This is a genomic window from Streptomyces mesophilus (assembly GCF_040300965.1).
GTDB classification, from domain to species: domain Bacteria; phylum Actinomycetota; class Actinomycetes; order Streptomycetales; family Streptomycetaceae; genus Streptomyces; species Streptomyces mesophilus_A.
The window spans coordinates 14434-28306 of sequence record NZ_JBEPEW010000111.1 but is presented as its reverse complement, the minus strand read 5'-3'; the positions used below and the strand labels follow the sequence as shown (position 1 = coordinate 28306).

14 protein-coding genes and 1 pseudogene are annotated in these 13873 nt (G+C 71.3%); all 15 read right to left on the bottom strand.

Annotated elements, in window-relative coordinates; genetic code table 11:
- A pseudogene (locus tag ABT367_RS30175) lies at positions 1 to 1198 on the bottom strand (hypothetical protein); the annotation flags it as partial.
- Positions 1199 to 1303: 105 nt separating this feature from the next.
- Positions 1304 to 2230, bottom strand: coding sequence for a bis(hydroxyethyl) terephthalate hydrolase (gene bdeA / locus ABT367_RS30170; RefSeq protein ID WP_434975571.1), 927 nt, complete (start codon positions 2228 to 2230; stop codon positions 1304 to 1306).
- A 124-nt stretch (positions 2231 to 2354) separates the two neighbouring features.
- Entirely contained in the window at positions 2355 to 3680 is a 1326-nt protein-coding gene (locus tag ABT367_RS30165) for an MFS transporter (protein ID WP_352256431.1), read from the bottom strand.
- Positions 3677 to 4264 (bottom strand): ArsR/SmtB family transcription factor, encoded by a 588-nt coding sequence (locus ABT367_RS30160; protein ID WP_352256430.1) that lies wholly within the window; start codon positions 4262 to 4264, stop codon positions 3677 to 3679. Before ABT367_RS30160 ends, ABT367_RS30165 begins: the two co-directional genes overlap by 4 nt.
- Positions 4265 to 4374: 110 nt before the next feature.
- Entirely contained in the window at positions 4375 to 5664 is a 1290-nt protein-coding gene (locus ABT367_RS30155; protein WP_352256429.1) for an MFS transporter, read from the bottom strand.
- 108 nt (positions 5665 to 5772) lie between these two features.
- Entirely contained in the window at positions 5773 to 6420 is a 648-nt protein-coding gene (locus ABT367_RS30150) for an NYN domain-containing protein (protein WP_352256428.1), read from the bottom strand.
- 111 nt (positions 6421 to 6531) lie between these two features.
- Positions 6532 to 7764 (bottom strand): DNA sulfur modification protein DndB, encoded by a 1233-nt coding sequence (locus ABT367_RS30145; protein WP_352256427.1) that lies wholly within the window; start codon positions 7762 to 7764, stop codon positions 6532 to 6534.
- Between the two features lie 112 nt (positions 7765 to 7876).
- Positions 7877 to 8632, bottom strand: coding sequence for an imidazole glycerol phosphate synthase subunit HisF (gene hisF, locus ABT367_RS30140; protein ID WP_352256426.1), 756 nt, complete (start codon positions 8630 to 8632; stop codon positions 7877 to 7879).
- Positions 8629 to 9366: a bifunctional 1-(5-phosphoribosyl)-5-((5-phosphoribosylamino)methylideneamino)imidazole-4-carboxamide isomerase/phosphoribosylanthranilate isomerase PriA gene (priA, locus tag ABT367_RS30135; protein WP_352256425.1), complete on the bottom strand. Its 738-nt coding sequence runs from the start codon at positions 9364 to 9366 to the stop codon at positions 8629 to 8631. Before priA ends, hisF begins: the two co-directional genes overlap by 4 nt.
- Complete coding sequence (gene hisH / locus ABT367_RS30130; protein WP_352256424.1) at positions 9366 to 10013, bottom strand: imidazole glycerol phosphate synthase subunit HisH; 648 nt, start codon at positions 10011 to 10013, stop codon at positions 9366 to 9368. The genes priA and hisH overlap by 1 nt, the downstream gene beginning before the upstream one ends.
- Complete coding sequence (locus tag ABT367_RS30125) at positions 10013 to 10177, bottom strand: hypothetical protein (RefSeq protein ID WP_352256423.1); 165 nt, start codon at positions 10175 to 10177, stop codon at positions 10013 to 10015. Before ABT367_RS30125 ends, hisH begins: the two co-directional genes overlap by 1 nt.
- Before the next feature lie 3 nt (positions 10178 to 10180).
- On the bottom strand, positions 10181 to 10774 hold the full coding sequence (gene hisB / locus ABT367_RS30120; RefSeq protein ID WP_352256422.1) for an imidazoleglycerol-phosphate dehydratase HisB: 594 nt from the start codon (positions 10772 to 10774) through the stop codon (positions 10181 to 10183).
- Positions 10771 to 11886, bottom strand: a complete 1116-nt coding sequence (locus tag ABT367_RS30115) for a histidinol-phosphate transaminase (protein WP_352256433.1) — start codon at positions 11884 to 11886, stop codon at positions 10771 to 10773. The genes hisB and ABT367_RS30115 overlap by 4 nt, the downstream gene beginning before the upstream one ends.
- Positions 11887 to 11894: 8 nt before the next feature.
- Positions 11895 to 13217, bottom strand: coding sequence for a histidinol dehydrogenase (gene hisD / locus ABT367_RS30110; protein ID WP_352256421.1), 1323 nt, complete (start codon positions 13215 to 13217; stop codon positions 11895 to 11897).
- 92 nt (positions 13218 to 13309) lie between these two features.
- Positions 13310 to 13720: a YrdB family protein gene (locus tag ABT367_RS30105; protein ID WP_352256420.1), complete on the bottom strand. Its 411-nt coding sequence runs from the start codon at positions 13718 to 13720 to the stop codon at positions 13310 to 13312.
- Positions 13721 to 13873: the final 153 nt, after the last annotated feature.

Here is a 13873-nt window from a genome sequence, read left to right as displayed (position 1 = left end):
CGCGCAGCGCCTGGGCCGGGTCGTGTGCCGCGAGCCGGCGGGCGGCAAGGAGCAGGGACGCCCGCGCGTCGCCGATCGGCCCCTCACCCAACTCGACAAGGCCGTGGACCAGTTCGGCCTGCCCGGTCACGCTGTCGGGCAGCGCGAGCCGCCGTACGGGAGCGAGCAGTCGCACCGCCCGCTCCGGCCACCCCTCGAGCCAGGCCCGCTCAGCGGCGGCCACGAGCCGGAGTGCCTGAGGGATGCGGTCATCGGCGGGCGGGTCCTGCGGCGCCGGCGACAGGCGTCCGCCCGCAAGGGGGTGGGGTCCGGCCGCGAGGGGGTGGGGTCCGCCCGCAAGGGGGTGGCGTCCGCCCGCAAGGGGGTGGGGTTCGGCCGCGAGGAGGCGGGGACCGGCTGCAAGAGGGCGAGGTCCGGCCGCAAGGGGACGGGATCCGGTCGCCGGTTCGGGAGGTACGGATGCGAGGAGCCGGGGCTCCGCCGCCGTATCGGGGGGAACAACTTCGCCGGGAGCCGGGCCCGTTGGCGCCTGCGGATGCCGGCCGCCCGGGGGGTCCCCAGGCCGGCCCGCACCCTCCAGCCCCGCGACAAGCTCCTGCAGCACCAGCGGACTGCCGGCCGCGGCATCCAGCAGCCGCCGGCGTACGGCGGGCGGCACGGGCCGGTCGGCGAGGAGCCGTTCCAGGAGTGCGCCCGCCGCTTCGTCGTCCAGCGGGCCGAGCCGCAGGACCGGCAGGTCACCGGCCAGTCCGGCGACCCGGTGTGCGGCGACGGACAGGATCAGCGCGACGGGGGCCGGCTCGGCGGCGAGCCCCCGGGCCACGGTATGCAGTGCGGCCCGAGGGGAGTCGGGCCACAGATGCAGGTCGTCCACACACACCAGGAGCGGCCGCGTCCCGGCGGCCGACAGGAGCGCGGACCGCAGCCGGCCGGCCGGGTGTCCGGCATAGAGCTGCCCGAGCACACCGTCACGGACGTCCCGCGGCGGGACGGCGGGCACGTAGCACGCCGTCCCGCCCGTGAACGTCCCGGCGAGGTGCCGCAGCAGCGCCGTACGTCCGAGGCCGGGGTCGCCGGTGACCACCGACGACCCGCCCCTACCGGCCCCGAGCTGCGCCAACAGGCGCCCGCACCAGGCCAGTTCATGGTCCCGGCCGTACAGCCGGTCCCCTGGATCCGCCCATTCCGCTCCGGTCACGCATCGCACGCTACTGCCGCGTAACCACGTGCGGAACCCCGGACGCAATCCCGCGGCAATGCGACCGGAACCCAGCCGCAACCCGGCCGGAATCCCGCGCCGGGATCAGCCCGTGTGCGGGCAGTTGCCCCGGTACTCCTCGATCGTCGAGCTCGGCCGTGGCAGCGGGCACAGGAACTGCTCGTAGCGGGTGTCGTTGTCGATGAACCGCTTCAGCCAGGAAATGCTGTACTTCGCGATGGTCGTGTTCGAGCTGTTGGGCGTGAAGTGTGTCGCCCCGTTGAGCTCCAGATACGCCTTGTCGAGGGTGCTCGGCAGGCTCTGGTAGAACGGCTCGGAGTGCGAGGACACCGGCGCCACGCTGTCCCCGTCCGCGCCCACGATGAGCGTGGGGGTGCGCAGTTCGGGCCAGGTCTTGTCGGTGTTCCAGCCGGTGAGCGGTATCGCCGCCTGGAGCGAGGGCCGGCTCTTGGCCGCCTCGAGGGTTCCGCCGCCGCCCATGGAGTGCCCCATGACACCGAGGCGCGTGGCGTCGACCCGGCTGCGTACGGTGCTGCGCTGGGTCAAGTGGTCAAGGGCGGCGAGAAGTTGACGGCCCCGACTGTCGGGCTGGTCGAGCGTGGTGAGGGTGTCGATGGTGAACACCACGAAGCCCTGCGAGGCCAGGCGCGGCCCGAGCCAGGCGATGGAGGACTCGTACGCGGTGAAGCCGGGCGAGATGACCACCGCGCCGAAGGTGCCGTCGCTCGTGGTGGTCGGATAGTAGATGGTGCCGCCGCCGAACCCTGAGGCGCTCAGTGAGGACACCGAGGTCTGGGACACGGAGTACGGGCCACGTGAGGCCTCGATGCTGGACTGGGTGGGCGCGGGACCGCGCTCGTAGGGGTTGTCCGCGCCATGGGCGGTGACGGTCCCGGAGGTCATCAGCGCGCCGACGGCCACGAGCGCGGCGAGTCCGGCGCGGACCGCACGGGTCCGGCCCTTGTTCCGTCCGGCGGTGGGGGTGCGGCTCTCTTCGGTGAACTGCTGCACGACGAAGGGTTCCTCTCGCTGGAACAGTGAGTGACAGGCGCCACTGTCCTGGCGGAACCGGAATCCGTGCATCGGCGAAATCACCAGTGCCGGCACGGAGGGCCACCCATGGCGGCACTCCGGGTCACCCTGCCGAACTCGCCCCCTCCACCGGCACGTTCACCTCGTGCGCACTGTCCGGCCGCGCCGGTGCCGACGGCTTGGCTCCCGGCAGTTCCGCCGTACGCAGCGACCGCGACGCGAGACCGATCGCCGAGCCGACCACGATCAGGCAGGCACTCGCCACGAACACCGGCCGCGAGCCCCAGATGCCGATCGCGGCGCCGGTGAGCGGATAGCAGAGAGGCGCGAGCCCCAGCGCGAGCAGCATGTAGACGGAGGTGACCCGGCCGATGTACGCCGGGTCGGACTGAGTCTGCAGCAGCGCCCCGCTCAGCGCGCCGCTCGTGCCCGCGAGCAGCCCGACGAACAGACCGGCCACGGCCGCCAGTGCCACCGAGGGCGCGAAGGCGATCGCCGCCAGCGCCACCGCTCCGCCGATCTCCGCGCACGCGCGCACCAGACCCGCACGCGGCAGCCGGCCGCGCACCGCGAGCAGCAGCGAGGCCGCGCCCGCGCCGACCCCGAAGCCCGCGATGGTCAGCCCCATCCCCGAGGCGCCCCAGCCCCGTTCGTCGGCGAGCAGGACGAGGCCGATGTTGGCGGGGCCCGAGAAGCCGAGCTCGGTCACGCCCATCGCGACGATCAGCGGCAGCAGCACCTTGTGGCGGCGGATGTAGCGCAGTCCGGCGCGCAACTGCCCGGACTCCGGCCGCCCGTCCCCCGCCTTGTCGTCGGGCGCCAACTCCCTTACACGTACGGCGAAAAGCAGCACAAGGGACACCGCGAACAGTGCGGCGGCCACGGCGAAGGCGGCCGCGGAGCCCCCGGCCGCGACCGCGAACCCGCCCACAGGACCGCCGGTGACCAGGGCGATACGGGCGGCGAGGCCGCGCAGGCCCTGGACGCGGGCGAGTTGGGACTGTCCGGTGATACGCGGGGGAAGCGCGCCGACCGCCGGCATGAAGATCGCGTCGACCGCGCCGAAGACCAGGGCGATCACCGCGAGGAACCAGATCCCCGGCTGCGCGGCGACAAGGACACCGGCGGCGACGAGGATGACCGCGAACCGGACGGCGTCCGAGCCGATCACGACGCGGCGCGGCCCGAACCGGTCCGCGATCACACCGCCGTACAGCATCAGAAGGGCGCGCGGCACGGCGCTGATCGCGAGGACGAGCCCCGCCTGCCCCGCGCTGCCGGTGCGGGCGGCGGCCCAGGACAGGGCGATGAAGTAGACGGCGTCGCCGATCATCGAGGAGCCGTAGGCGCCGAGCCAGCGCAGGACGTTGGGGTCGCGGTGGGCGGGGCGGTCCACCGCGCCGGCTATGCCGCTCTGCGGGGCGCTCACGGGCGGAAGGGAAAGCCGTAGAGGTGGACCGCGATCTGCTCACGGCCCTCGGTCTCGCCCGCGGCCTCGGCCGCGCGGCCGACCTCGTCGTACTTGCGCAGCACCGCGTCCAACTCCTCGCTCAGGGCGGCCAGTTCGGGCGCTGTCAGCCGGGGCAGGTACTCCGAGTCGAAAGCCGCCTTCCTCCACTCGGCGCCCCACGCGGCCTTCTCGTCCACATAGCGCGCATGCAGCTCGGCACGCTGGTCCTGGAAGAGCCGTGTGACCGAGCGGTGGGCGGCGGCCTTGCCGGGCTCGTCGATGAAGTCCTCGTCGCTGATGGTCAGCGACTGCGCGGCCGGCTTCCACCAGCGCTCACGCCCGTCGCTCCCCTGCCCCTCGGCCTCCTCGATGAGGCCGTGCTTGGCGAGCGTCCGCAGGTGATAGCTGACCAGCGAGACCGCCTCGTCCACGGTCTGCGCGAGCTGCGAGGCCGTCGCGGTGCGCGCGGCATAGACCGCACGGAACAGCTTCATGCGCAGCGGATGGCCGAGCGCCTTGAGCGTCTCGACGTCCGTGATCTGCCGTGCCTTCTTCTCCGCCATGCCCCCAAGGTAGATAGGAAAGAAAAGTTGCACAACTAATTTTGCGCAACTTTCCTTTCCTATCTCTTCGACCGGGGGTGGATGCGGGCCATGCCCTGCCACGGGTGAACTCAGCGCTTGCCGGGCAGCTCGGCGTGCCAGACGGCGCGGGCAGCCAGCGGCAGCAGGGCGGCCGCCATGCTGACCGCACCGCCCACGACGAACACCGGCTGCGCGCCCCACACCCCGGCCGCCCAGCCGCCCACCGGGAAGAACAGCGGCGTCAGACCCACTGCCGTGAAGGCCATCACCGAGGAGACCCGGCCCAGATAGCCGGGCTCGGTGTTGGCCTGGATCAGCGTCGAGGAGAGGCCGCCGCATATCCCGCTCACCAGACCCGCGAGCAGCGCCACGGCCGCGGCGCCGGCGACGGTCGGCAGCAGTCCGATGGCACCGATCGCCACGGACGCCACCGCGAGGGTCACGGTCGCCCAGAGGCCCGCCCTGGGGAACCGGCCGGCGACGGCGAGCCCGAGCGTACTGATCCCCGCGCCGAGCGCCATCGCACCCAGGATGAGGCCGACGCCGGCGGGGCTCCAGCCGCGCTCCTCGCCGAGCAGCACGATGCCCACGGTGAGCGGCGGGGTGATCCCGATCTGGCTGATGGCGCCGGACACGACCAGCGGGCCGACCACGGGATGCCGGCGGACGTAACCGAGCCCGTCCCTCAACTCCCGCCAGGCCGTGGCGCGTTGCGCCCCCTCTCGCGCCGCTTCGTCGGGCAGCACCGGTGCGATCCGTACGGCGACCAGGAGCGCGAGCGACAGGGCGAACAGCACGCCCGCCGCCGCGAACGCCGCCTCGGGACCGCCCACGCCGAGCGCGAAGCCGGCCGTCGGCGGCCCGGCCAGTCGGCCCATGCGGTCCACGAAGGCCTTGAAGCCGAGCAGCCGCATCAGCTCGCCCCGCGAGGTGATCCGCGCAGGCAGCGCCCCGACGGCGGGCATGAACAGCGCGTCCACGACACCGAAGAGCAGCGCGAGTGCCACGAGGAGCCATAGCCCGGGGGTGGCCAGCCACAGGGCGGCGGCCGCGGCGAGGATCAGGAGCGACCTGACGGCGTCCGAGCCGATGACGACCTTGCGCGGCCCGAAGCGGTCGGCGACGACTCCCCCGCCGAGCATGAGCAGCGCCCTCGGCACGGCGCCGACGGCCATCACCACGCCCACCTGCGCGGGCCCCGCGACTTGGGCGGCGGCCCAGCCGAGGGCCAGGAAGTACACGCTGTCGCCGACCATGGAGGCGGCGTACGCGCTGAGCCAGCGCAGGACATTGCCGTCGCGGTGGACGGGGAGAGGCGCGGACGGTTCGATTGCGGAGGATCCGGTCGGTTTCACGTGCGAGGGCGCGTCAGCAGTCACGAACGGCGATGATCGCGCCGACTGCCGTACGGGGCAAGCGATTTCCATACGGTGAGAGGCCCCGGCCGTCAGCCCTGCGCCACCGCCCGCACGGCGCTGAGGAGCACTTCAGTGCCACTTGGCCGGACGGGCGTACACCGCCCCCGAGACCGCGTCCTTGACGAGCGCCGGAAGCTGGCAGGCGCGCAGCGCCGACTCGTTGATGTTGAAGTAGCCGACCGTGCTGAAGTGCCGGCTGGGCCGCATATGGCCCGGCGGCAGGGCCATATAGATCGCACGCGCCGGATCGAGGCGCTGCGCGGCCTCGATGGCCGGCACCAGATCCGTGTCGGCCGAGACGATCAGGGCCACGTCCGAGGCCCGCAGGGCGCTGTCCTCCACGAGACGGGCGCCGATCGCGACATCGGTCGCCTTCTCCTCGTACGTCCGGTGGCTCACCGGCGGTGTGCAGGCGCACGTCAGGGGTCCGCGGCAGGTCTTGCAGCGCAGCCGCTTCGCGGCGAACCGGCCGAGCACCGTCTCGACCTCCGCCGGACTGTGCGCGGCCAGCGCGTTCAAGTAGACCGACTGGTTCGCGGCCGCCGCCGGCTCTCCCCGCACGGGCGCCGTGAAGTAGCGGACGCCGACCAGCGAGTCCTGCGGCCGCACCCGTCTGACCAGCGCCGCAAGGTCCAGCCAGTAGTAGCGGTGGCCGTACTTCGCACGCATTCCGTAGTAGAGATTGAATCCGTCGACGTAGGCGATGACGGTGCTCACGAGCTTCTCCCGGCCGAAGGGCTGGCTGCTAGTCTGGATGTACGAGTTCGGCGCAAGCCGACAGGAACGGCCCCGGCGACGGGGCCGTTTTTTTGCGTCGGCGCCGGTGGACTACTCGGCGGACTCCCCCGCGGGCTCTTCGGTGGCGGACGCCGGCTCCGCCTGATGCCTCACCCTGCGGTACGCGCTGGTGTCCTCGTGGGAGAGCGCCGCATAGACGGCGTACGCCGACTGCTTGGGACCATTGATGGTGTAGTTGCCCTTGGGGGTCTGGGTCAGCACCGTGCCGAGCCAGTGGTCGCCCTTGCGCCAGTCGATCTGTGCGAGGCTCGCGATCAGTGCCTTCTGGCGCGCGGGACGTTCGCCCTCGGGAGCCGTCAGCAAGGTCTGCCCCAGCGCACCCACCGCGGCGAGCACGGTGCCCGTGCCGGCCACGCACCCCTCACGGTCGGCGAGTTCCACGCCGAACGCGTCCGTGTACGCCGTGAGCCAGTCACGGGCGACCGTCCCGAGGGCGTCCAGGTCGACCCTGTCGACGGGGGCCGGCTTGGTACCGAACTGCACCCCCGCGATGCCGTGCACCATGTTGACCACGCACTGCCGCAGGTCCTGCAGTTTGACCACCTTGTGGCTGTCCTTCTTGATCTGCCGCGCGATCCGCTCCACCCTGCCGCGGAAGAAGGGCACGTCGTCCGAGATACGGCCCACGACCGCCATCAGCGGGTCGGCGGTGTCCATGGCGAGGGCGATGGTGGTGTTCACCCGGACCCCGAGGACGTTGAGATCATGGAAGAACTGCCGGGCCTCGAGATAGGGCCGGGCGTCATGCACCACAGCACTCAACTTGGCTGTCCTGTGCAGGTCCTTGAGCTCTTCGGGAACGTCCTTGTCATGCTGCAGGTGGTAGTGGCTGGCCAGCTGGGTCTCGCCGTCGATGGCGATCAGCTTCACCCCGTGCGGCACACAGAGGAAGTCCTGCACGACCCCCTGCATCGCATGCTGGTAGATGAACAGCGGCTGCTCGGTCCACAGATGGATGGGCGGCAGCACCCCGGGCTGCTCGCCTGCCACATGACGCCGGATGTACGCCGCGTACTTGGGGATGTTCGACTTCTTGCCGAGCTCGAGACCGCGCTGCACCAGTGAGTGCAGCTCCACGTCCTCGTCCGTGACATCCGCGGGGCGCAGGCGCACATTGCCCGGCTGCAGAACAGCCGGGTCATGGGTGACGACCTTCAACTGCTTGAAGTTCACCTGGATGTGCGTGGTCCGCTCGTCCACCGGCATGCAGCGGATGAACGTGCCCTCCGAGAGATCGAGCCCTTCCGTGCTCGGCTTCGCCATCTTCCCCACCCAACTCCCTGGCCCCATTGCCTACTTGGAGCAAGGTTAGAGGTCAACTCGAGCTACCCGCAGGGATTTCTCGAGAAAGGGATGATGGCGCCTCGAGAGGCCGTTACCGCACTACGTGCCCGGCCTCCCGCAGCGCCGACTTCACCTCACCGATCCGCAGATCGCCGAAGTGGAAGACGGACGCGGCCAGGACCGCGTCGGCGCCCGCCGCCACCGCCGGGGCGAAGTGCTCCAGCCTGCCCGCGCCGCCCGAGGCGATCACGGGAACGGTGACGTGCTTGCGTACGGCCTCGATCATCTCGATGTCGTAGCCGTCCTTGGTGCCGTCCGCGTCCATCGAGTTGAGCAGGATCTCGCCCGCGCCCAACTCGGCCGCCTGGTGGGCCCATTCGACGGCGTCGATGCCCGCGGACTTGCGGCCGCCGTGGGTGGTGACCTCGAAGGATCCGGACTCGGTGCGACGGGCGTCGACCGAGAGGACGAGGACCTGGCGGCCGAAGCGCTCGGCGATCTCGCGGATCAGGTCGGGCCGCGCGATGGCCGCCGTGTTCACGCCCACCTTGTCGGCGCCGGCGCGCAGCAGCTTGTCCACGTCCTCGGCGGTGCGCACACCGCCGCCGACCGTGAGCGGGATGAAGACCTGCTCGGCGGTGCGGCGGACCACGTCGTAGGTGGTCTCGCGGTTGCCCGACGAGGCCGTGATGTCGAGGAAGGTCAGCTCGTCGGCGCCCTCGGCGTCGTACACCTTGGCCATCTCGACGGGGTCGCCCGCGTCGCGCAGGTTCTGGAAGTTGACGCCCTTGACGACCCGGCCGTTGTCGACGTCCAGGCAGGGGATCACACGGACGGCGAGAGTCACGACACGGCCTCCAGGGCCTCTTCCAGCGTGAACTGCTTGGCGTAGAGCGCCTTGCCGACGATCGAGCCCTCGACGCCCAGCGGGACGAGCGAGGCGATCGCGCGCAGGTCGTCGAGCGACGAGACGCCGCCCGAGGCGACCACGGGACGGTCCGTCGCCGCGCAGACATTGCGCAGGAGCTCCAGGTTGGGGCCCTGCAGCGTGCCGTCCTTGGCGATGTCGGTGACGACGTAGCGGGCACAGCCCTCGGAGTTGAGGCGCTCCAGGGTCTCGTAGAGGTCGCCGCCGTCGCGGGTCCAGCCGCGGCCGCGCAGCGTCGTACCGCGTACGTCCAGGCCGACGGCGATCTTGTCGCCGTGCGAGGCGATGACCTTGGCGACCCACTCGGGGGTCTCCAGGGCGGCGGTGCCCAGGTTGACGCGGGTGCAGCCGGTGGCGAGCGCGGCTTCGAGGGAGGCGTCGTCGCGGATGCCGCCGGAGAGCTCGACCTTGATGTCCATCGCGCCGGTGACCTCTGCGATCAGCGCGCGGTTGTCGCCGGTGCCGAACGCGGCGTCCAGGTCCACGAGATGCAGCCACTCGGCGCCCGCGCTCTGCCAGGCGAGGGCGGCTTCGAGCGGGGAGCCGTACGAGGTCTCGCTGCCGGATTCTCCGTGGACGAGGCGTACGGCCTGGCCGTCGCGGACGTCGACGGCGGGCAGGAGTTCGAGCTTCTCAGAAGCGGAAGGGGACATCAGAGGGTTCCGATCCAGTTGGTCAGGAGCTGCGCACCGGCGTCGCCGGACTTCTCGGGGTGGAACTGGGTGGCCCACAGCGCACCGTTCTCCACCGCGGCCACGAAGGGCTTGCCGTGCGTGGTCCAGGTGATGAGCGGGGCGGTGATCGTGGGGTTGTGGACCTCGAGCGACCAGTCGTGGACCGCGTACGAGTGCACGAAGTAGAACCGCGCGTCCGCGTCGAGCCCGGCGAACTGCCGGGTGCCGGACGGGGCTTCGACGGTGTTCCAGCCCATGTGCGGGACCACGTCGGCCTCCAGCGGGCCGACCGTGCCGGGCCACTCGTCGAGGCCCTCGGTCTCGACGCCGTGCTCGATGCCGCGCTCGAAGAGGATCTGCATGCCGACGCAGATGCCCATCACCGGGCGGCCGCCGGACAGCCGGCGGCCGACGATCCAGTCGCCGCGCGCCTGCTTGAGACCGTTCATACAGGCGGCGAAGGCGCCGACGCCGGGGACCAGAAGCCCGTCGGCGTTCATGGCCTTGTCGTAGTCGCGGGTTATCTCGACGTCCGCGCCGACCCGCGCGAGGGCGCGCTCGGCGGAACGGACGTTGCCGAAGCCGTAGTCGAAGACGACGACCTTCTTGGCCGGAGAGGCGGTCATCAGTTCCACACCTCCAGACGGAGGATGCCCGCGAGCAGGCACATGGCGGCGCCGATGGACAGCAGCGTGACAAGCCCCTTGGACATGCCCTGCTTGACGAAGGAGATCACGCCGCCGAGCAGGAAGAGCCCGACGACGATCAGTACGGTCGAAGTGCCGTTCATGGGTTAGAGCGCACCCTTCGTGGAGGGGAGGATGCCGGCCGCACGCGGGTCGCGCTCGGAGGCGTAACGCAGCGCGCGGGCCAGGGCCTTGAACTGGCACTCGACGATGTGGTGGGCATTGCGCCCGTACGGCACGTGCACGTGCAGCGCGATCTGCGCCTGCGCCACGAAGGACTCCAGGATGTGCCGGGTCATCGTGGTGTCGTACGCGCCGATCATGGGCGCCATGTTCTCGGGCTCGGTGTGCACGAGGTACGGGCGGCCGGACAGGTCGACCGTGACCTGCGCGAGCGACTCGTCGAGCGGGACGGTGCAGTTGCCGAAGCGGTAGATGCCGACCTTGTCGCCGAGCGCCTGCTTGAAGGCGGCGCCCAGGGCGAGCGCGGTGTCCTCGATGGTGTGGTGCGAGTCGATGTGGAGGTCGCCCTCGGTCTTCACCGTGAGGTCGAACAGGCCGTGCCGGCCGAGCTGGTCGAGCATGTGGTCGTAGAACCCGACCCCGGTCGACACATCGACCTTTCCGCTGCCGTCGAGGTCGATCTCGACGACGACCGCCGTCTCCTTGGTCGTACGCTCCACGCGGCCGATGCGGCTCATGCGCTGTGCTCCTTCTTGAGGTCTCGTACCGCGTCGAGGAACGCGTCGTTCTCTTCCGGCGTGCCGGCGGTGACCCGCAGCCACCCCGGTACGCCGTTGTCCCGGACCAGGACGCCCCGGTCGAGGATCTGCTGCCACACGGCGTGGGCGCCGCCCTCGCCCTCGAATCGTCCGAACTGCACGAAGTTGGCGTCGGACGGGGTGACTTCATAGCCGAGCGCACGCAGCTCGCCGACGAGCCGGTCGCGCTCCTGCTTGAGCTGCTCCACGTACGCGAGCAGCGTGTCTGTGTGCTCCAGGGCCGCGAGTGCGGTGGCCTGGGTGACGGCCGACAGGTGGTACGGAAGCCGTACGAGCTGCACCGCGTCCACGACCGCGGGGTGCGCGGCGAGGTAGCCGAGGCGCAGTCCGGCGGCGCCGAAGGCCTTGGACATGGTGCGCGAGACGACGAGGTTCGGGCGGCCCTCGATCAGCGGAAGCAGCGAGTCGCCGTGGCTGAACTCGATGTACGCCTCGTCGACCACGACCAGCGACGGCTTGGCGGCCTGCGCGGCCTCGTACAGCGCGAGCACTGTCTCGGCCTCGACCGCCGTGCCCGTCGGGTTGTTGGGCGAGGTGATGAAGGTGACGTCGGGCGCGTGCTCCGCGATCGCCTTCGTCGCGGCTTCCACGTCGATGGTGAAGTCGTCGTTGCGCGGCCCCGAGATCCAGCCCGTGCCGGTGCCGCGCGAGATCAACCCATGCATCGAGTACGAGGGTTCGAAACCGATGGCCGTGCGACCGGGGCCGCCGAAGGTCTGCAGGAGCTGCTGGATGACCTCGTTGGACCCGTTGGCCGCCCATACGTTCTCGACGCCGACCTGGTGCTTCGCCGTCCGCGTGAGATAGCGGGCCAGTTCGGTGCGCAGCTCGACGGCGTCACGGTCGGGGTAGCGGTTGAGGCCGCGGGCCGCCTCGGTGACGCGTTCGGCGATCCGTTGCACGAGGGGCTCGGGCAGCGGGTACGGGTTCTCGTTGGTGTTCAGGCGGACGGGGACGTCCAACTGGGGGGCGCCGTAAGGGGACTTGCCCTTGAGCTCGTCACGGATGGGCAGGTCGTCGATACCGGTCACTTGCTGAGTCACTTGCCGGGCACCTTCCACCCGAAGCGGGCCTTGATCGCCGCACCGTGCGCCGGCAGGTCCTCCGCCTCCGCCAGCGTCACCACATGGTGGGCGACATCGGCGAGCGCGTCCTGCGAGTAGTCGACGATGTGGATGCCGCGCAGGAAGGACTGCACGCTCAGACCCGAGGAGTGGCAGGCGCAGCCGCCGGTGGGCAGCACGTGGTTGGAACCGGCCGCGTAGTCGCCGAGCGACACGGGGGCCCAGGGGCCCACGAAGATCGCGCCGGCGTTCTTGACGCGGTCCGCCCAGGCGGTGGCGTCGGCGGTCTGGATCTCCAGGTGCTCGGCGCCGTACGCGTCGACAACCTTCAGGCCGTCCTCCAGGGTGTCCACGAGGACGATCGCGGACTGCTCGCCCTTGAGCGCCGGGACGATCCGGTCGTCGATGTGCTTGGACGCCGCGACCTGCGGCTCCAGCTCGCGCTCCACGGCCTCGGCGAGCGCCTCGCTGTCCGTGACGAGGACGGCGGCGGCCAGCGGGTCGTGCTCGGCCTGGCTGATCAGGTCCGATGCCACGTGCACAGGGTCGGCCGTGTCATCGGCGAGGACCGCGATCTCAGTGGGTCCGGCCTCGGCGTCGATGCCGATCCTGCCGGTGAAGTAGCGCTTGGCGGCGGCCACCCAGATGTTGCCGGGGCCGGTCACCATGTTGGCGGGCGGGCAGGACTCGGTGCCGTACGCGAACATCGCGACGGCCGTGGCACCGCCCGCGGCGTACACCTCGTCGATCCCAAGCAGCGCGCACGCGGCGAGGATCGTCGGGTGCGGAAGGCCGCCGAACTCGGCCTGGGCCGGGGAGGCGAGCGCGATCGACTCGACGCCGGCCTCCTGCGCGGGCACCACGTTCATGATCACGGACGACGGGTAGACCGACCGTCCGCCGGGCGCGTAGAGCCCCACGCGCTCGACCGGAACCCACTTCTCGGTCACGGATCCGCCGGGCACGACCTGGGTGGTGTGCGTGCTGCGGCGCTGGGCGCGGTGCACGGCGCGCGCCCGCTTGATGGACTCCTCCAGAGCAGCCCTGACCTGCGGATCGAGCTCGGTAAGCGCGGTACGCAGGGCCTCGGCGGGCACCCGTACGTTCGCCAGCTTCACACCGTCGAACTTCTCCGCGTACTCGACCAGCGCCGCGTCGCCCCGATGATGGACGTCCTCGCAGATGGGCCGCACCTTGTCCAGGGCGGCCGCGACGTCGAACTCGGCTCGGGGCAGCAGTGCGCGCAGGCCGGCGCCCTGGGGGAGGGCGCTGCCGCGCAGGTCGATTCGAGAGATCACGTGCCCAATTCTCTCAGACGGGCGCGCGGCGTCGTCGCGCGTATCCACTGGCTGATACGCGCGCACCTGCCGGCCCGGTCATCGCCGCGCGGTCAGGCCGCGGCCCCCGCCTGCTCGGCCCCCGCCTTCTTGCGGAAGATCTCGAGAACCGCCGTGTTCCCGACGACCACGACCGCCGCGATCACGGCCGCGACCGGGTGTCCGAGGCCGTACAGCGCCGCCGCGCCACCGCCCAGGACCAGGGCTTTCACCAGCAGCACGCCCGGCAGCCCCGGCGGCCGCTTCGCCTTCGGTGCCGCGAACTGCCCCCACAGCACGATCGCCACCGCAGGCGCCCCGAGCCCGAGCAGCAGGCTCAGCAGGATGCCGTCCCCGGTGGCGAAGCCCCACCAGGCGAGCGCCCCCAGGGCGCCCATCTCGATCACGAAGGCCAGCAGCTCGTTGGCCACCACCCACGGCGGCCCGTCGAGCGCCGGCCGTCCATGCGCCTGCCCACCCGCCATGCGCCCCTCCCCTGGGTCGGCCTCGCGCGCAAGCCTCGTACGGCTCCCGCGCGGGCCTCATGCGGCTCAGAGTGGCACAAGCGCCCCCTGGCCGATACCGATCCCCTCGGATCTCCGGCACCACTAGCGTTCAGCCGGTCACCGGCCGGGCAT

Coding starts and splice junctions, on each gene's coding strand:
- ABT367_RS30125 (WP_352256423.1), bottom strand. CDS start 10,177: ATGAACGGCACTTCGACCGTACTGATCGTCGTCGGGCTCTTCCTGCTC.
- ABT367_RS30160 (WP_352256430.1), bottom strand. CDS start 4,264: ATGGCGGAGAAGAAGGCACGGCAGATCACGGACGTCGAGACGCTCAAG.
- hisH (WP_352256424.1), bottom strand. CDS start 10,013: ATGACCGCCTCTCCGGCCAAGAAGGTCGTCGTCTTCGACTACGGCTTC.
- priA (WP_352256425.1), bottom strand. CDS start 9,366: ATGTCCCCTTCCGCTTCTGAGAAGCTCGAACTCCTGCCCGCCGTCGAC.
- ABT367_RS30145 (WP_352256427.1), bottom strand. CDS start 7,764: ATGGCGAAGCCGAGCACGGAAGGGCTCGATCTCTCGGAGGGCACGTTC.
- hisB (WP_352256422.1), bottom strand. CDS start 10,774: ATGAGCCGCATCGGCCGCGTGGAGCGTACGACCAAGGAGACGGCGGTC.
- ABT367_RS30105 (WP_352256420.1), bottom strand. CDS start 13,720: ATGGCGGGTGGGCAGGCGCATGGACGGCCGGCGCTCGACGGGCCGCCG.